The sequence below is a fragment of the Paracoccus sp. PARArs4 genome (assembly GCF_947311865.1).
GTDB lineage: Bacteria > Pseudomonadota > Alphaproteobacteria > Rhodobacterales > Rhodobacteraceae > Paracoccus > Paracoccus zeaxanthinifaciens.
In genome coordinates, this window is the sequence record NZ_CAMZMW010000006.1 from 105,074 (window position 1) to 122,699 (window position 17,626).

14 protein-coding genes are annotated in these 17,626 nt (G+C 68.6%); 11 read left to right on the forward strand and 3 right to left on the reverse strand.

Annotated elements, in window-relative coordinates:
* Position 1: 1 nt before the first annotated feature.
* Positions 2 to 1,498, reverse strand: coding sequence for an ABC transporter substrate-binding protein (locus tag QMZ16_RS06770; protein ID WP_282602646.1), 1,497 nt, complete (start codon positions 1,496 to 1,498; stop codon positions 2 to 4).
* A gap of 165 nt (positions 1,499 to 1,663) precedes the next feature.
* On the opposite strand from QMZ16_RS06770, the gene QMZ16_RS06775 reads away from it, so the two are divergent.
* The 11 genes from QMZ16_RS06775 to QMZ16_RS06825 all read left to right on the forward strand — a co-directional run bounded on the left by QMZ16_RS06775 (position 1,664) and on the right by QMZ16_RS06825 (position 16,083).
* Positions 1,664 to 2,566, forward strand: a complete 903-nt coding sequence (locus QMZ16_RS06775; protein WP_028725526.1) for a LysR family transcriptional regulator — start codon at positions 1,664 to 1,666, stop codon at positions 2,564 to 2,566.
* Between the two features lie 76 nt (positions 2,567 to 2,642).
* Complete coding sequence (locus tag QMZ16_RS06780) at positions 2,643 to 3,548, forward strand: LysR family transcriptional regulator (RefSeq protein ID WP_282602647.1); 906 nt, start codon at positions 2,643 to 2,645, stop codon at positions 3,546 to 3,548.
* Between the two features lie 139 nt (positions 3,549 to 3,687).
* Positions 3,688 to 4,356 carry a DUF4286 family protein gene (locus tag QMZ16_RS06785; protein WP_282602648.1) on the forward strand — a complete coding sequence of 223 codons (669 nt, stop codon included), beginning with the start codon at positions 3,688 to 3,690 and terminating at the stop codon, positions 4,354 to 4,356.
* Positions 4,357 to 4,428: 72 nt separating this feature from the next.
* The gene (locus QMZ16_RS06790; RefSeq protein WP_282602649.1) at positions 4,429 to 5,388 is read left to right on the forward strand and encodes a TRAP transporter substrate-binding protein; all 960 of its coding nucleotides are present in this window, start codon (positions 4,429 to 4,431) and stop codon (positions 5,386 to 5,388) included.
* Between the two features lie 83 nt (positions 5,389 to 5,471).
* The gene (locus QMZ16_RS06795; protein ID WP_282602650.1) at positions 5,472 to 5,981 is read left to right on the forward strand and encodes a TRAP transporter small permease; all 510 of its coding nucleotides are present in this window, start codon (positions 5,472 to 5,474) and stop codon (positions 5,979 to 5,981) included.
* 1 nt (position 5,982) lies between these two features.
* Positions 5,983 to 7,281, forward strand: coding sequence for a TRAP transporter large permease subunit (locus QMZ16_RS06800; RefSeq protein ID WP_282602651.1), 1,299 nt, complete (start codon positions 5,983 to 5,985; stop codon positions 7,279 to 7,281).
* 8 nt (positions 7,282 to 7,289) lie between these two features.
* Positions 7,290 to 8,486 carry an amidase family protein gene (locus QMZ16_RS06805; protein WP_282602652.1) on the forward strand — a complete coding sequence of 399 codons (1,197 nt, stop codon included), beginning with the start codon at positions 7,290 to 7,292 and terminating at the stop codon, positions 8,484 to 8,486.
* The gene (locus QMZ16_RS06810) at positions 8,483 to 9,316 is read left to right on the forward strand and encodes a 6-bladed beta-propeller (protein WP_282602653.1); all 834 of its coding nucleotides are present in this window, start codon (positions 8,483 to 8,485) and stop codon (positions 9,314 to 9,316) included. Before QMZ16_RS06805 ends, QMZ16_RS06810 begins: the two co-directional genes overlap by 4 nt.
* A 117-nt stretch (positions 9,317 to 9,433) precedes the next feature.
* Positions 9,434 to 12,226 (forward strand): bifunctional aconitate hydratase 2/2-methylisocitrate dehydratase, encoded by a 2,793-nt coding sequence (locus QMZ16_RS06815; protein WP_282602654.1) that lies wholly within the window; start codon positions 9,434 to 9,436, stop codon positions 12,224 to 12,226.
* Between the two features lie 171 nt (positions 12,227 to 12,397).
* Positions 12,398 to 13,507, forward strand: coding sequence for a metallophosphoesterase (locus QMZ16_RS06820; RefSeq protein ID WP_282602655.1), 1,110 nt, complete (start codon positions 12,398 to 12,400; stop codon positions 13,505 to 13,507).
* Complete coding sequence (locus tag QMZ16_RS06825) at positions 13,504 to 16,083, forward strand: AAA family ATPase (RefSeq protein WP_282602656.1); 2,580 nt, start codon at positions 13,504 to 13,506, stop codon at positions 16,081 to 16,083. Before QMZ16_RS06820 ends, QMZ16_RS06825 begins: the two co-directional genes overlap by 4 nt.
* A 4-nt stretch (positions 16,084 to 16,087) precedes the next feature.
* Here QMZ16_RS06825 and QMZ16_RS06830 read toward each other — a convergent pair whose 3' ends face one another.
* Together QMZ16_RS06830 and QMZ16_RS06835 are read right to left on the reverse strand one after the other, a co-directional pair.
* The gene (locus QMZ16_RS06830) at positions 16,088 to 17,023 is read right to left on the reverse strand and encodes a DMT family transporter (RefSeq protein ID WP_022706162.1); all 936 of its coding nucleotides are present in this window, start codon (positions 17,021 to 17,023) and stop codon (positions 16,088 to 16,090) included.
* A gap of 33 nt (positions 17,024 to 17,056) precedes the next feature.
* Positions 17,057 to 17,602 (reverse strand): TetR/AcrR family transcriptional regulator, encoded by a 546-nt coding sequence (locus tag QMZ16_RS06835; RefSeq protein ID WP_282602657.1) that lies wholly within the window; start codon positions 17,600 to 17,602, stop codon positions 17,057 to 17,059.
* Positions 17,603 to 17,626 lie beyond the last annotated feature (24 nt).

Genomic DNA, 17,626 nt, shown 5'->3' on the forward strand with positions numbered 1-17,626 from the left:
CTCAGCGGTCGGTCCAGCGGACATCCGTCATGTCGTTCGAGGGAACGGGACCGTTCTCCCACACGCCCTCCAGCCCGGCATCCCAGACCGCCAGGCGCGGCTCGGAATACAGGAACAGCGCGGGCAGGTCGCGCGCCACGATGCGCTGTGCCCGGGCATAGCCCTCGGCGCGGTCCTCGGGGGTGGATGCGGTCGCGATGGCCGACATCGTCTCGCGGAACTCGGGGTTGTCATAGTTGAAGTAGTAGGGATCGCGGGCATAGATGTTGATGTCCAGCGGTTCGGCATGGCCGATGATGGTCATGTCGTAATTCGTGTCCTGGAACACGTCCTGGATCCATGCCGCCGGAAAATCCGAGCTTTCGATATTCGCCGTCACCCTGATCTGGGCGAAGAACGCCTGCATGATCTCGGCCGAGCGTTGGGCATAGGCGCGGTTCGGCACCTTGAAGGTGAATTCGAACCCGTCGGGATGGCCCGCCTCGGCCAGCAGCGCCTTGGCGGCCTCGGGGTCGAAGCCGTATTCGCCGGTCATGTCCACGTAGAAGGGCGAGCCGGGCGCGAAATGCGACCCGATGGGCGTGCCGTGGCCGGATTTCACAGCCTCGATCAGCACGTCGCGGTCGATGGCATGCATCAGGGCCTGCCGCACGCGGATGTCGTCGAAGGGCGGGCGGTCGGCGTTCATGCCCGCGACGACCTCCATCTCTCCGGTGCCCTCGTGGGTGGCGAAGGCCGCGTCGCTTGCGAACTGGTCGTACAGCTCGGGCGCCGAGAACTCGGCCACGACCTGCACCTGCCCCGATTTCAGTGCGGCGACCTGCGCCTGCGGATCCGAGATGAAGCGCGCCACGATGCGGTCCAGCGCCGGCTTCTCGCCCCAGTATCCGTCCCATGCGGACATGATCGCGCGGTCGCCCTTGCGCCATTCGTCCAGCTTGAAGGGACCGGTGCCGACCGGCGCGGTGCCGTTGGTATCGGCCGATGACGGCTCGACCATCACGGCGGCGGGAAAGCCCAGCCAGTAGATCAGGTCCGAGGAGGGCGCCGACAGCGTCAGCACCAGCGTCGAGGGATCGGGCGCCTCGACCCCTTCGATCGCGGCGTAAAGCGCCTTCTGGCCGTTCGTCGACTCCTCGGCCAGGATGCGTTCCAGCGTGAATTTCGCGGTCGCGCTGTCGAAGGGCACGCCGTTCTGGAAGGCGACCCCCTCGCGCAGCGTGAAGCTGTAGGTCAGGCCGTCATCCGAGACCTGCCATTCGGTCGCAAGCTGCGGCTGGACCTGGCCGTCGCGGTCGATGGCGACCAGCCCCTCGAAGACGTTCTGCCAGGTCACCTGCCCCGCCGCCACGGGCGAGCTGACCGTGGGGTCCAGGCCCGCCGGTTCGACCGACTGCACGAAGCTCACCTCGTTCGCGGCAAGGGCCGCGACGGGGGCGGCGGCGATCAGCGCGGCGGCGGATGCCGTCATGGCAAGGGCGCGAAGGGGCATGTTCATGGCGGATCCCTGTCCTTGGATTGCTTGGCTGCGACGCGGGGCGGCGCAGCGGGTGATGCGTTCATGTGCACATCTTATGCGCTGATAAGATGGCAGTTCCAGTGACTTGAAAAGCGAAAGATGCGTGGCACCGTGCAACGCAAATCGTTGCAGCGGGGATGGCGCGTGGATCGGCAGACAATCGAACTGTTCCAGGAACTGGCACGGACCGGGTCCATCCGGCAGACCGCCGACACGGTGGGCATGTCGCCCACCGCCGTGACCCGGCAGCTGGACAAGCTGGAACGCACCTTCGGATCGCCGCTGGTCGAACGCACCCCGCGCGGCGTCCGCCTGACCGCCGCGGGCGAGCTGCTGGCTGCCAGAAGCCGCGACATCGGGCGCGAGCTGGCCCTGACGCGGCAGATGATCGACGATCTCAAGGGGCTGCGGCGGGGCCATGTCTCGATCCATGTGAACGGTGCGGCGATCAGCTCGATCCTGGGGCCCGCGCTGTCGGAATTCGCCGCGCTGCATCCCGGCATCTCGGTCGAGGTGACGGTCACCTCGGCCCAGGGGGCGCTGGACGCGGCGGCGACCGGGCGGACCGACCTGATCGTGACCATGTTCGCGCCGCCCGACACGCGCATCGTCATCCGCCACCGGCGGCCCGTCATGCATGAACCGATCATGGCGCCCGACCACCCGCTTGCGGCATCGCAGGTCGTCACCCTGCCCCAGATCGCGGGCGCGCGCCTTGCCCTGCCCGATCGCGGCTTCGGCGTGCGACGGGCCTTCGACCAGCGGATGCGGGCGCAGGGGCTGGACGGGTTCGAGGCCGCCTTCACCACCTCGTCGATGGAACTGCAGAAGGAGCTGGCGCGGCGCGGATCGGCGGTGCTGATCCTGCCCCGCATGGCCGTCGCCCGAGAGATCGCGGATGGCAGCCTTGTCGCGCGCCCCTTCGAGCCGCGCGCCCGGATCGAGACCCTGCTGGAGCTGGGCCATTCCATCGCCCACCACCAGAGCCTGGCGGCACGGCGGCTGCTGGACTTCCTCGAAACCTTCTTGCAGCGGCCCGCGGCCTGACCGCCGCGTTGCCGTGCGGGGCGATTGGCGCTAATCACGAAGGGACCGCGCCCGCAGCAGAAGGCATCGCCCCAAGGTGAACACCCGCTTCCTGGAAACCTTCGTCACCGTCGCGGGGCTCGGCAGCTTTCGCGCGGCGGCGGAACGGCTGAACATCAGCCAGGCGACCGTCTCCAGCCGCATCTCGGCGCTGGAGAACGAGCTGGGCGTGAACCTGTTCGACCGCGAATTCCACGCCAGCCGCATCACCGTCGCGGGAACGCTGATCCTGGACAAGGCCAAGGAGATGCTGGCGACCGAGAACCGCCTGCGCGCCACGCTGTCCGATCCGTCCCAGGCCGCGGGGCGCGTGCGGGTGGGTCTCGTCACCTCGGTCGTGCATACATGGCTGTGCGACCTGATCGAGGAGGTCGCCCGCGTCTATCCCCGGCTGGAGATCGAGCTGACGGTCGAGGCCACCCCCGGCCTGTCGGCGGCCTTCGATCGCGGCGGGCTGGACCTGCTGCTGACCACCGACGAGTTGCAGGACGAACAGACCGCCTGCACGGCGCTTGCGCCCCTTGCGATGGGGTGGTTCGGCCCCGTCGGCATGCGCGACGAGGTGCTGGGCCTTGCCGATATCGTCACCGGCCCGCTGATCACCTTCACCCGCAATTCCAGGCCTCATGCCAATGTCGTGGCGCTGTTCGACGAACAGGGGCTGCGCCCGTCGATGGTGCATTGCGTGACCTCGATCTCGGCCATCGCGCGGCTGACGGAACGGGGCCTGGGCGTGGCGACGCTGCCGCGCGGCTGCGACCTTGCGGGACCGGACCTGGTCGAGCTGGCGGTCGATGCCGCGCTGCCCGACCTGCCGCTGTTCTGCGTCTGGCGGCGCAATTCCGATGCCGCCATCCACCGCGCCATCGCCGATCTTGCCCGCCTTTGCGCCGAGGCCCACCGCGCGGCCCTGCCCGCCGCCCCGCGCCTGATTGCAGGGTGACAAAGGGGTGATCGGAAAACCCGATCACCCCCTGACGGAAAATCCCGTTTGCCCGATCGGCCTTTTCGCCGCAGCCTTCCCCAAATCCCAACCGACGGCGCGGGCACCCGCCCGCACGTCCAGCAGTCAGGATGCAGGCATGAGCAGGATCCGTTCCACCGAAGAAGCGCAGTTGTTCGTCTGGAGCGACGTCGACCCCGACCACGAGGCCGATTTCAACCTGTGGTACGACCGCGAGCACATGGAAGAGCGCGTGCGTATCGAGGGCTTCACCGGCGCTCGCCGCTATCGCGCGGTGTCGGGATCGGCGCGGCGCTACCTCGCGCTCTATCGCGCCAGCGCGCTGAGCGATTTCACCTCGGCGGCCTACAAGCAGGCGTTCCAGCACCAGACGCAGTGGTCGGTCACGAACTTCACCCGCATGTCGAACACCCGCCGCCGCGTGATGAATGTCGCGCTGGAAGGCGGCTTCGGCTGGGGATCGGCCGTCGCGATGGTCGAACTGGCCCCCGGCGCGGTCGACGAGGACGCGATCCGCGACCAGATGGAGGCGCTGATGGCCGTCGAGGGCGTGCTGCGCGTCCACTACATGGTCCCCGATCAGGCGCTCTCGACGCCGCTGCCCTCGGAACAGACCGAAGGCCGCGTCCTTGCGCCCTGCCTGGTCGTCGATGTCACCACCGAACCCGTGGCCGAGGCGACGCTGCGCCAGATGACCGAGCGCTTCGAGGGCAGCGTCCGCGAGGCCCAGACCTTCACCCTGCTGTGGTCGCTGGACGAACACGACCTGCCGCCGCAAGCCGACTGAACGCGAATTGCCGGCACGGGGGCAGAGATCCCCGGCCGGCCCCAACACACCAACCAACCGGGAGATCACGACATGAAACGCATCCTTCTTGGCACCGCCATCGCGGCCCTTGCGACCACCGCCGCCCAGGCCGAAACCTGGCAGATGTCGGCGGACGCGCCGGACGGCAACTATCTGACCCAGAACATCCGCGCCTTCGCCGATGACGTCGCGCGCCTGACCGAAGGCGAGCTGGAGATCGAGGTCGTCTCGAACTCGGTCCTGCTGAAGCGTCCGGAACTGAAGCGCGGCGTGCAGCGCGGCATCGTGCCCATCGGCGAGGTGCTGATCTCAGCCCTTGGCAACGAGGACGCGGCCTATTCGGCGGATGCCGTGCCGCTGCTGGCCACCACCTTCGACGAGGCGAAGGCCCTGTGGGACGCATCGCGCCCGATCTACGAGGAAAAGCTGGCCGAGGAAGGGCTTGTCCTGCTTTACGCCGCGCCCTGGCCGCCGCAGGGGATCTACATGAACAGCGAGGTCACCGACGCCTCGTCCTTCGACGGCGTGAAGTTCCGCGCCTACAACCCCTCGACCGCGCGGCTGGCCGAGCTGCTGGGCGCCGTGCCCGCGACCATCGCCACGGCCGAGATCTCGCAGGCCTTCTCGACCGGGGTCATCAACGGGATGATCACCTCGCCCTCGACCGGGGTGGACAGCCAGGCGTGGGATTTCGTCTCGCATTACTATGACGTGCAGGCCTTCATTCCGAAGAACATGGTGATCGTGAACCAGCGGTCCTTCGACGGGCTGGACGAGGGCGTGCAGGGCGCCCTGCGCGAGGCCGCCGAGCTGGCCGAGACCCGCGGCTGGGAGATGGCCGAGACCGCGACCACCGAGGCTACGCAGACCATGGCCGACAACGGCATGCAGGTCCTGCCCACCCCCGAAGGGCTGGCGACCGATTTCGAGGCCATCGCCGAGACCATGCGCGCCGAGTGGCTGGAACAGGCGGGCGAGGACGGCCAGACCATCGTCGACGGCCTGAACTGAGGCCCCGCACCCGCGATCCCGCCCACGGGGTCGCGGGCATCCTGCCACGGGCGCTGCCCGTCCACGAACCAAGGAGCGTCGCGATGGTCCTGACACGACATCTGTTCACCTTCTGCGGGGCCCTGGCCGCGCTTTCGCTTGTGGGGATCGCCGTGCTGATCCTTGCCCAGATCGTCCTGCGCATGATGGGCAGCCAGATCCCCTCGGCCGACGATTTCGCGGCATGGGGGCTGTCGGCCTCGATCTTCCTGGCGCTGCCGACCGCGCTGACGCATGGCGACCATATCCGCGTGACCTCGCTGCGCCAGCTGCTGCCTGCGGGCATCGGGCATGCGGCGGATATCCTCGCGGCGGGCTTTGCCACGCTGATGATGGCCTGGGTCGCATGGGCGATCTTCGGCTATGTCCACGAAAGCTGGGCCTATGACGATGTCAGCCAGGGAATCGTCGCGGTGCCGCTGTGGATCCCGCAATCGGCCATGGCCTTCGGCGCGATCCTGTTCGCGGTGGCCTTTGCCGAACGCACGCTGCGCCTGATCCTGGGCCTGCCGGTCGAACGCGACGATGTCGCCGAACAAGCACGGGGCGAGTGACATGGAAATCCTTTCGCAATCTGCCGTCCTTGTCGTGACGCTGCTGGTCCTTCTGGGCCTTGGCGTCTGGGTGGGCGTGGCGCTTCTGGCATCCGCCGTGGTGATCTTCCTGCTGTTCACCTCCAGCCCGGTCGATGCGGTGCTGGGCACCACCATGTGGGCCCATTCCGCCAGCTGGACCCTGACCGCGCTGCCGCTGTTCATCTGGATGGGCGAGATCCTGTACCGCACCCGCCTGGCCGAGGATCTGTTTTCCGGCCTTGCCCCTTGGGTCGGGCGTCTGCCCGGTGGGCTGGCGCATGTGAACGTGGTGGGCTGCGGCATCTTTGCCGCCGTGTCGGGATCGTCGGCGGCCACCACGGCGACCGTCGGCCGCATTTCCCTGCCGGAACTGAAATCGCGCGGCTATGACGACCGGCTGGCCATCGGGTCGCTGGCAGGGTCCGGCACGCTTGGCCTGCTGATCCCGCCTTCGGTCGTGATGATCGTCTATGGCGTCGCGGCGCAGGTCTCGATCAACCGGCTGTTCATCGCGGGCGTGGTGCCGGGGCTGATGCTGATGGCGCTGTTCTCGGGCTATATCGCGATCTGGTCGCGGATGAACCGCGATGCCATGCCCGCCCCCGAAACCAGCATCGGCTGGGCCGAGCGCCTGTACCGCCTGCGCCTGCTGCTGCCGGTGGTGGGGCTGATCGTGGGCGTCATCGGCTCGATCTATGCCGGTTTCGCCACCGCGACCGAGGCTGCGGCCATCGGCGTGGCCGGTGCCCTGCTGATCGCCGCGCTCGGGCGGTCGCTCACGCGCGACAGCTTCGTCGCCGCGCTGTTCGGCGCGACGCGGACATCCGCGATGATCGGCCTGATCCTTCTGGGCGCGGCCTTCCTGACATCGGCCATGAGCTTCTCGGGCCTGCCCGCCGATCTGGCCGAAGTGATCTCGAACAGCGGGCTGGGCAAGGCGGGGCTGATCGCGGTGCTGACGGTGTTCTTCGTGCTGCTGGGCTGCTTCCTCGACGGGATCTCGATCGTGGTGCTGACGACCTCGGTGGTGATGCCCGCCATCGCGGCGGTGGGGATCGACCCGGTCTGGTTCGGCATCTACCTGATCATCGTGGTCGAGATGGCGCAGATCACGCCCCCCCTTGGCTTCAACCTGTTCGTGATCCAGAACCTGACCGGGCGCGGCATCTTCGAGATCACGCGCATGATCGTGCCCTATTTCCTGATCCTCGTGCTGGCGGTGATATTGCTGACGGCATTCCCCGGCATCGCCACCTGGCTTGTCCAACAAACGATCTGAGAGCTTCGATGACCAACGACCTGCTTGCCGCCGCCCGCGCCCGCGCCTCTGCCCCCGACTTCACGCGCGTGTTCGACGATCCGGTGGAAACCGAAGGCCCGCTGAGCGGCCTGACCGTCGCGGTCAAGGACCTGTTCGACGTGCGCGGATACCCGACCGGCGCGGGCACCGCCCCCGATCCCGCGCGCGCGCCTGCGCAGGACGACGCGGTCGCCGTGGCGCGGCTGCGGGCGGCGGGGGCGGGGCTGATCGGCCACGCCAACATGACCGAATACGCCTATAGCGGGCTGGGCCTGAACCCCCATCACGGCACGCCGCTGACCCCGTTGATCGAGGGCGCGATCGCGGGCGGCTCGACCTCGGGCGGGGCGTCGGCGGTAGCGCGCGGCGTGGCCGATATCGCGCTTGGGACCGACACGGGCGGATCGGCGCGCATTCCGGCGGCCTTCTGCGGGCTTTACGGGTTCAAGCCGACGGCGGACAGCATCTCGCGCGAGGGTGCCGTTCCGCTGTCGCATTCGCTGGACAGCGTGGGGGTGATGACCCGCGATCCGGCCCTGCTGCGCCCGGTGCTGAACGTGCTGCGCGACCGCCCGCTGGCGGCAGCCGACATCCCCGGCACCGTGATCGTGCCGCAGAATTTCGGGCTGGACGGCGTGGATCCGCAGATCACCCAGGCCTTCGAGGCCGCGCTGGAGGTCCTGGCCCAGGGCGGCATCACCATCCGCCGCCTGTCGATGCGCTTCTTCGACGATTACCGCGCCCTGCCCGTCTGGCAGTTCAGCGCGGTCGAATCCCGCTGCCATCACGGCGCGGCCTTCGAGGGTCACCGCGACCGGCTGGACCCGCGCGTCGCCTCGCGCATGGCCCGCGCGGACGAGACCGATGCCCCGGGCTATGCCCGCACGCTGATCGCGCGCCAGGCGCTGGCGGACGAGGCCGCGCGCATCTTCGCGGATGCGCCCATCGTGCTGCCGACCGTCGCGACCCTGCCGCCGCAGCTGGCCGACCTGGCGGGCGACGCGACCTATGACCGCGTGAACCTGCTGGCGCTGCGCAATACCAGTCTTGGGAACGTGATCGACGGCTGCTCGGTCAGCTTGCCGCTGACGGACCTGCCGGGCGCGGGGTTGATGATCACCGCCCCGCGCGGCCATGACGCCACGGTCCTCGGCATGGCTGAGGTGCTAGCCGACCAGCTGTGACGACGCGCCCCGCGATCCATGTGGCCCTGGGCGAGCGGCGATATGTCGTTCGCCACCTGGCCCATGACGCGCTGACGGGGATCAGCGACATCGCGGTGGATGGCGACCGGATCGTCGCGCTGCGCCGTCGCGTGCCCGAACTGCAGGTTATGGACCCGCGCGGATCGCTGCGGGACGAAGGCCACGACCTGCCGCAGATGGCCTGCGGTCACGGGTTGCGCCGCATCGCGCCGGGGCTGTTCGCGGCGGTGGACATGGACGGGCACAAGCTGCTGTTCCTCGATGCCGCGCTGAGCGAGATCGGGCGCATCCACTGCAACGAGCGGCCGGGCCTGGGCCGGCCCTTCAACCACCCCACCGATTGCGCGCGCGGGCCGGACGGGCGGTTCTATGTCACCGACGGCTATGGCAACAGCGCGGTCCATGTCTTCGCGCCCGATTTCCGCCACCTGCGCAGCTTCGGCACGCCGGGCCGGGGGGCGGGGCAGTTCTCGACCCCGCACAGCGTCGTGGTGGACGGCCAGGGCCGCGTCTGCATCGCCGACCGCGAAAACGACCGCATCCAGCGCTTCGATGCGGACGGCGAATTCATCGACATGATCGAGGGGCTGCATCGGCCCATGGCGCTGGCGCTGCTGGCGGACGGCACGCTGCTGGCCACGGACCAGACGCCGCGCCTGTCGGCCTTCGACCCCGATGGCCGCCTGACGGGGCGCTGCCGCACCTTCGCGACCTATGCCCACGGGATGGATGTCTGCGCCGACGGCACCATCGTCCTGGCCGAGATGGCGCCAGATCGCGTGACCTTTCTGAAACCGGTCGCCGAGTGAACTTGCAATCTGCGGATGCTTTGGTATACGACGGCATACCTCTAGCTTTCCCGGCAATGCCCGCAGGCCTTGCGAACGGGACAAGTGCCACTTGAAACGCATGACCTGGGCATCGCCATGAGCTTGTATACCGACTATCTGGACGAAATCGAAACCCGCAAGGCGCAGGGGCTGGGCCCCAAGCCGGTGGACGGCGCCGATCTTGCGCGCGAGATCATCGCCCAGATCAAGGATCGCGAAAACGAGCATCGTGCGGCATCGCTGAACTTCTTCATCTACAACACCCTGCCCGGCACGACCAGCGCCGCGCGCGAGAAGGCGTTCTTCCTCAAGGAGATCATCCTGGGCGAGGTCGAGGTCCCCGAGATCACCCCCGCCTTCGCATTCGAGCTGCTGTCGCACATGAAGGGCGGCCCCTCGGTCGAGGTGCTGCTGGACCTGGCACTGGGTGACGACCAGGCGATCGCCAAGGACGCGGCCGAGGTGCTGAAGACGCAGGTCTTCCTCTACGAGGCCGATACCGACCGCCTGGCCGCAGCCTTCAAGGCCGGCAACGAGATCGCGAAGGACATCCTCGTCAGCTATTCCGACGCCGAGTTCTTCACCAAGCTTCCCGAGATCGACGAGGAGATCAAGGTCGTCACCTATATCGCCGCCGAAGGCGACATCTCGACCGACCTTCTGTCGCCGGGCAACCAGGCGCATTCGCGTTCGGACCGCGAGCTGCACGGCAAGTGCATGATCTCGGAACAGGCGCAGAAGGAAATCGAGGCGCTGAAGCTGCAGCACCCCAACAAGCGCGTCATGCTGATCGCCGAGAAGGGCACGATGGGCGTCGGCTCGTCGCGCATGTCGGGCGTGAACAACGTCGCGCTGTGGACCGGCAAGAAGGCCAGCCCCTACGTCCCCTACGTGAACTTCGCCCCGATCGTGGCGGGCACGAACGGCATCTCGCCCATCTTCCTGACGACCGTGGGCGTGACCGGTGGCATCGGCATCGACCTGAAGAACTGGGTCCGCAAGACCGGCCCGGACGGCAAGGCGATCCTGAACAATGACGGCAACCCCATCCTCGAGCAGAAATACTCGGTCGAGACGGGCACCGTGCTGACGATCAACACGAAGAAGCACAAGCTCTACAACGAGGATGGCAGCGAAGAGCTGACCGACCTCGCGGCCTCGTTCTCGCCGCAGAAGGTCGAGTTCATGAAGGCCGGCAGCTCCTATGCCATCGTCTTCGGCAAGCAGCTGCAGACCTTCGCCTGCGAGACCCTGGGCGTGCCGCTGAAATCGGCCTTCGCCCCGTCGAAGGAAGTGTCGATCGAAGGTCAGGGCCTGACCGCGGTGGAAAAGATCTTCAACGCCAATGCCGTCGGCACCACGCCGGGCAAGGTGCTGCATGCCGGTTCGGACGTGCGCGTGCAGGTGAACATCGTCGGCTCGCAGGACACTACCGGCCTGATGACCGCGCAGGAGCTTGAGGCGATGGCCGCGACCGTCATCTCGCCCAAGGTCGATGGCGCGTACCAGTCGGGCTGCCACACCGCGTCGGTCTGGGACATGAAGGCGCAGGCCAACACGCCCCGCCTGATGAAGTTCATGCATGATTTCGGCCTGATCACCGCGCGCGATCCCAAGGGCGTCTATCACTCGATGACGGACGTGATCCACAAGGTGCTGAACGACATCACCGTGTCGGACTGGGACATCATCATCGGCGGCGACAGCCATACCCGCATGTCCAAGGGCGTCGCCTTCGGCGCGGATTCGGGCACCGTCGCGCTGGCGCTGGCCACGGGCGAGGCGACCATGCCGATCCCGGAATCGGTCAAGGTCACCTTCAAGGGCAAGATGGCCGACCACATGGACTTCCGCGACGTTGTCCACGCGACCCAGGCGCAGATGCTGGACCAGTTCGGCGACAACGTCTTCCAGGGCCGCATCATCGAGGTCCATATCGGGACGCTGCTGGCCGACCAGGCCTTCACCTTCACCGACTGGACCGCCGAGATGAAGGCCAAGGCCTCGATCTGCATCTCCGAGGACGAGACCCTGATCGAGTCGCTGGAGATCGCCAAGAGCCGCATCCAGATCATGATCGACAAGGGCATGGACAACGATGCCGGCGTCCTGGCGGGCCTCGTGGCGCGCGCCGACGCGCGCATCGCGCAGATCCGCTCGGGCGAGAAGCCCGCGCTGAAGCCCGACGAGAACGCGAAGTACTTCGCCGAGGTGGTCGTCGATCTGGACGCCATCAACGAACCGATGATCGCCGATCCGGATGTCGCGAACTCGGACGTGTCCAAGCGCTATACCCACGACACCATCCGTCCGATCTCGTATTACGGGGCGGAAAAGAAGGTGGACCTGGGCTTCGTCGGCTCGTGCATGGTCCACAAGGGCGACGTCAAGATCGTGGCGCAGATGCTGCGCAACCTTGAAAAGGCGCAGGGTCAGGTCTCGTTCAAGGCGCCGCTGGTCGTCGCCGCACCGACCTACAACATCATCGACGAGCTGAAGGCCGAAGGCGATTGGGAAGTGCTGCAGAAATACTCGGGCTTCGAGTTCGACGACAGCGCCCCCAAGCAGACCGCGCGGACCGAGTACGAGAACATCCTGTATCTCGAGCGTCCGGGCTGCAACCTGTGCATGGGCAACCAGGAAAAGGCCGGCAAGGGCGACACCGTGCTGGCGACCTCGACCCGCCTGTTCAAGGGCCGCGTGGTCGAGGATGCCGGCGAGAAGCTGGGTGAATCGCTGCTGGCATCGACCCCGGTCGTCGTCCTCTCCGCGATCCTGGGCCGCACGCCCAATATCGAGGAATACAAGACCGCCGTCGAAGGGATCGACCTGACCAAGTTCGCCCCCCCGAAGGCGACCCCGCTGGACACGCTGTCGGTTCATTACTGATCCGACCCATCCGACAAGAAGGCCCCGGCATCGCGCGATGCCGGGGCCTTTTCGTTGCGCGCGGCGGGCGCGCAATCTTTATGCAATCGTCCGTTTCAACCGCGCGTCCACGCTGTCATGAATGGTCCGGGGCGCATCCCCCGCATTCATCACGGCATTTCACGAGCATCCATGAGTTTCCGCTTCATCCACAGCTCCGACCTGCATCTGGGCAGGAAGTTCGCCAGCATCCCCCAGCCCGCCGACGGCAATATCCGGGGCCGCCTGATGGAGGCCCGCCACGGCGCCATCGCAGCCCTTGCCCGCGCGGCGCGGGATCACGGGGCCGCGCATGTCCTGCTGGCGGGCGACAGCTTCGACACGCCCACCCCCTCGCCCGCGATCGTGCGGCAGGCCGTCGCTGCGATGGCCGAGGCTGCGGACCTGACCTGGTGGCTGCTGCCCGGAAACCACGACAACCTGCGCGACGCCGAACCCTTGTGGGACACGGTCCGGCAGGCGGGGCATTCCAACATCGCCGTGCTGGACGCCGATCGCCCCGTCGCGATCCGCCCGGGCGTCACGCTGCTGCCCTGCCCCGTCCGCTTCCGCGCCGGTGCCTCGGACCCGACCGAGGCGATGCAGCAGATGGAGGTCCCCGCGGGCGACATCCGCATCGGGCTGGCCCATGGCGGCGTGACCGATTTCACCGACAGCGGCGGGGCCATCGCCCCCGATCGCGACGCGCGCGCGCGGCTCGACTATCTTGCGCTTGGCGACTGGCATGGGCGGATGCGCGTGTCCGACCGCGTGCATTACTGCGGCTCGCCCGAACAGGACCGGTTCAAGCACGGCACGCCCGGCCTCTGCCTGGCCGTCACCATCGACGCCCCCGGCGCCGCGCCGCAGGTGACCGAGGTTCGCACGGGGCATTTCCACTGGACCGAGATCGCGCTGCAGGTGACCCCCGGCGCGGATGCCGTGGCGGCGCTGGCGCTGGCGCTGCCGCCCACGGGGCGGCGCGACACGCTGCTGCGGCTGCGCCTGTCGGGCCGCGCGCGGCTGGCAGGACGGGCCGAACTGATGGCGGCTGCCTTGGCTGCCGCCCCCGAATTCGCCCATTTCGAGATCCGCGCAGACGATCTGGCGACCGAGCATGACGCAAGCGATCTGGACCTGATCGACCGCCCCGGCGGCGCGCTGCGCATCGCGGCCGAGGCGCTTGCCGCCGATCCCGACGACCGCATCGCCCGCGACGCGCTGGCGCGGCTCTACTCCTATGTGAAGGAGGGCGCGGAATGAGACTGCGGTCCATCGCCCTGACGAATGTGCGACAGTTCACCGGAACCGTCCGCATCGACGGCTTCCAGGACGGGCTGAACGTGCTGAGCGAACCGAACGAGTTCGGCAAGTCCACCCTGTTCGACGCGATCCACGCGGTCTTCTTCAAGGCCCATGGCAGCGCCGACAAGGAGATCAAGGCCCTGCGTCCCCATTCCGGCGGCGCACCCGAGATCTCGGTCGAGATCGAGCTGCCCGACGGCCGCTTCACCATCACCAAGCGCTGGATGCAGAAGCCTGCCGCGACCGTCACCCGGGGCGGCACCATGATCGCCCAGTCCGACGCCGCCGAGGATTGGATCGCGCGGTGCCTTGGGCAGGACGCGGGCGGTCCGGCGGGGCTCATCTGGGTCCGGCAGGGCATGACGTCCTTGGTCGAGGCCGGCAAGGCCGAGAAGGCCGCCGGGCTGGAAGCGCGGCGCGACCTGCTGTCCTCGGTTGGCGAGGAGGTCGAGGCGATGACTGGCGGGCGGCGCATGGACGACGCGCTGCGCCGCTGCCGCGAGGAGCTGCGGCTCTATGCGACCGATACGGGGCGGGTGAAGGCGAACGGCCCGTGGCGGGCCGCGCAGGATCGCGTCGCGGATCTGACGGTCGAGCGTGACCGGCTGTCGCGGCTGGCCGACGACCTGCACGGCGCACTGGCCCGCAGGCAGACCGCAAGGCGAGAGCTGGCGGAGCTGACCGACCCCGAGGCCGTCGCCGCCCGCGCCAAGCGGCTGGAGATCGCGCAGGCCGAACATGCCGCCGCCGAACGCCATGCGGCCGAGATGGACCGCCTGGGCGGCATCCTGCGGACCGCGCGCCTGCAGGCGGATTCCGCGCAGCGGCGGCTGGCGGATCTGGATCGCGCCCGCGTCGAACAGCAGCAGTCGGCGCAGCTTCTGGCGGATGCCGATCTGTCGCTGGCCGATGCGCAGGCAGCCTATGCCGAGGCGCGGGACGCGCTGGATGCGGCGCAGGCCGAACTGGACGCCGCGACCGCAGCCCTGCAGCGGACCGAGGCCGAGCGCCAGCGCGCCGACCGCGCCCATGCCGCACGCCAATCCGCCGCCCTCCGCAAGGACCTGACCGACCGCATCGCGCTGGCCGAAGCCGCGCGGACCCAGCAGGAACAGGCCCGCGCCCGCATCGGTGGGGTCACGCAGGACCAGCTTGCCCGGATCGAGTATCTGTCGCTGCGCCTTGCCACCGCTGATGCCGCGCGGCGGGCCTCGGCCACGCAAATCACCGCAAGCTATTCCGGCGCGGTACGGTTGCAGCTGGACGGCGCGCAGATCGAGGATGGCGCGACGCTGCCCCTGTCGCGCGTCGCGACCATCGCGATGCCGGGCATCGGCCAGCTGACCATCCGCCCGGCCCAGGGCGGCGACGACCAGGCGCACGAGGACGCGGCCAAGGCGCTCCGCGACGCGCTGGCCGCGCTGGACGTGCCCGATCTGGCCGCCGCGCGCGCAAGCGCTGCCGCAAGGGCGCAGGCGGAACGCCAGCAGGCCGAGGCCGCCGCAAGGCTGGCGGGCATCGCGCCTGACGGCCTGGACGCGCTGCGCAGCCAACTGGCCGCCCTGCCCGAGGATCGCGCCGACCCCGATGCGCCCTTGCCGACCGAGGCCGCAAACGCGCATGACGCGGCCCGCCAGGCCGAAACGCTGGCGCGCGCCACCCGCGATGCCCGCGCAGGTCGTCTGGCCGAACTGCGCGACACGCTTACCCGCGCGGAAATGCGGCAGGCCGAGATCCATGGCCGCCTGACCCGCGCGACCGACAGCCTTGCGGGGTTCGAGGATGCGGACGCCATCGCCGGGGCCGCGCGGGACGCGAATGCCGCGCTTGCCCTTGCCCATGCCGAGCTGGAACGCGCGGGCACCGATGCGCCCGATCTTGCGGGATGCAAGGCGGCGCTGACGCGCGCCCGCTCGGTCGACGAGGGCGCGCGCAACCGGACCGAACAGATCCGGGTCGAGCTTGCGACGCTGGACGAACGCATCGACCATGCCTCGGGCGAGGCGGTCGAGGAACGGCTGACCGCCTGCCTCGAGGAACTGGACTTCGCCACCGGCGAATTGCAGCGGATCGACCACGAGGTCGCCGTGCTGCAACGCCTGGCAACCGCGCTGACGGCCGCCCGGACCGAGGCCCGCGAACGCTATTTCGAGCCGATCGCCCGCGAGTTGCGCCCCCTGCTCGCGCTATTGTGGCCCGATGCCGACCTGTCCTGGTCCGAGGATTCGCTGCTGCCCGACGCGCTGATCCGCGACGGCCGGCCCGAGCCGCTGGACATCCTGTCGGGCGGCACTCAGGAGCAGATCGCGCTGCTGGTGCGGCTGGCCTTCGCGCGGCTTCTTGGCAATGCGGGCCGCAGCGCACCGGTGATCCTGGACGACGCGCTGGTCTTTACCGACGACGAACGGATCGAGCGGATGTTCGACGCGCTGCACCGGCAGGCCGCCGACATGCAGATCATCGTGCTGACCTGCAGGCAGCGTGCCTTCCGCGACCTCGGCGGTCAGAGCCTGCGGCTGATGGCCGAGGCGTGACGGATCAGCCCTGCGGGGTCATCGCGCGGCGCTGGCGGGTGCGTTGCAGCCCCAGCCTGCGTTCGCGCCAGATGATCAGCAGCCCCGCAAGGATCACCAGCGCGGTCCCCGACAGCACGATGGCGGTCGGGGCCTCGCCGAAGGCGAACCAGCCGATGACGATCGCCAGCACCATCGAGGTATAGTCGAAGGGCGCCACCAGCGACGCATCGGCAAAGCGATAGGCCGAGGTCAGCAGGATCTGCCCCAACCCGCCCAGAAGGCCCATCGCGATCAGCAGCGCCAGCGTCTGCCCGTCCGGCATCACCCATCCGAAGGGCAGCGTCGTCAGGCTGAGCAGCGTCGAGGTGATCGAGAACCAGAAGACGATGGCCGATGTCCTCTCCTCCTCGACCAGCTTGCGCACGAAGATCTGCGCCAGCGCCGCGCAGCTTGCCCCGCCAAGGGTCACGACCGCGCCCAGCTGGCGCGCGGTGTCCGACACGCCGATATGCAGCTGCGGCGACAGCACGATCATCACCCCCGCAAGGCCAAGCCCCACCATCCCCAGCCGGAACAGGCGCACCTCCTCGTTCAGGAACATCGCCGCGAAGATCACCACCAGCAGCGGCGCGGCATAGCCGATGGCCGTTACCTCGGGGAAGGTCAGCAGCGACAGCGCCCAGAAGTTCAGGCCCATCGCCATTGTCCCCACGACCCCGCGATAGAAATGGCCCATCGGGCGGTGCGTGCGCAGGCCGACCGACAGCTCTCCTCGGGCGATCAGCCAGCCGAGGATGACGGGGATCGCGAAGAAGGACCGGAAGAAGACCTGTTCACCCGCGGGGACCGCCATCTGCCCGCCCGAGGTGGCCTTCACCAGCGCGGCCATGCAGGTGAAGACGGCCACGCTGAGGCATTTCAGCGCGATGCCGCGAAGGGGGGAATCGTTCGGGGGCATGATGCGGGTCCTTTTGCAGGACCAAGGGCTAGCCTATTGCCGGGGCGGGGCAAAGCCCTGCGGGGGCGATTTCGCGGCATCGGCCCGCAGCAGCGCACCAAGCGCCTGCGCCGCGTCCAATGCGCGGGCATCATGCAGCGTCCAGCCCTGTGTCAGCCCCTCGACGATCAGCAGCAGCGCGACCTCGTGGCCCTGCAGGCCGGTCGCGGCGGCGATGCGCCCCGCAACCTCGGCCTTGTGACGCTGCAGCAGGTCGCGCAGGGCGGCATCCTGCGGGGCGGCGGCGACGGCGGCGTGGAACAGGCAGCCATGCGAGGTCTCGTCCCGCATCCAGCCGGCGACGCGGGCCAGCACCTCGTCCAGCGCGGCGGGACCGTCGGGCAGGTCGTCCAGCACCCGCGCCAGGTATCGGCGGTGCCGGTTCTCCATCGCGGCATGCACCATGTCCTGCCGAGAGGGCACGTATTTGTAGAGCGTGCGCAGGCTGACCCCCGCCGCGTCGCGCAGGTCCTCCACACTGGGTTCGGCAAAGCCGCGCGCCGCGAAGCATGCTTCGAGCCCTGCGGCGATCCTGGTCATCGTCTCGTTCATGCTTGACGATGT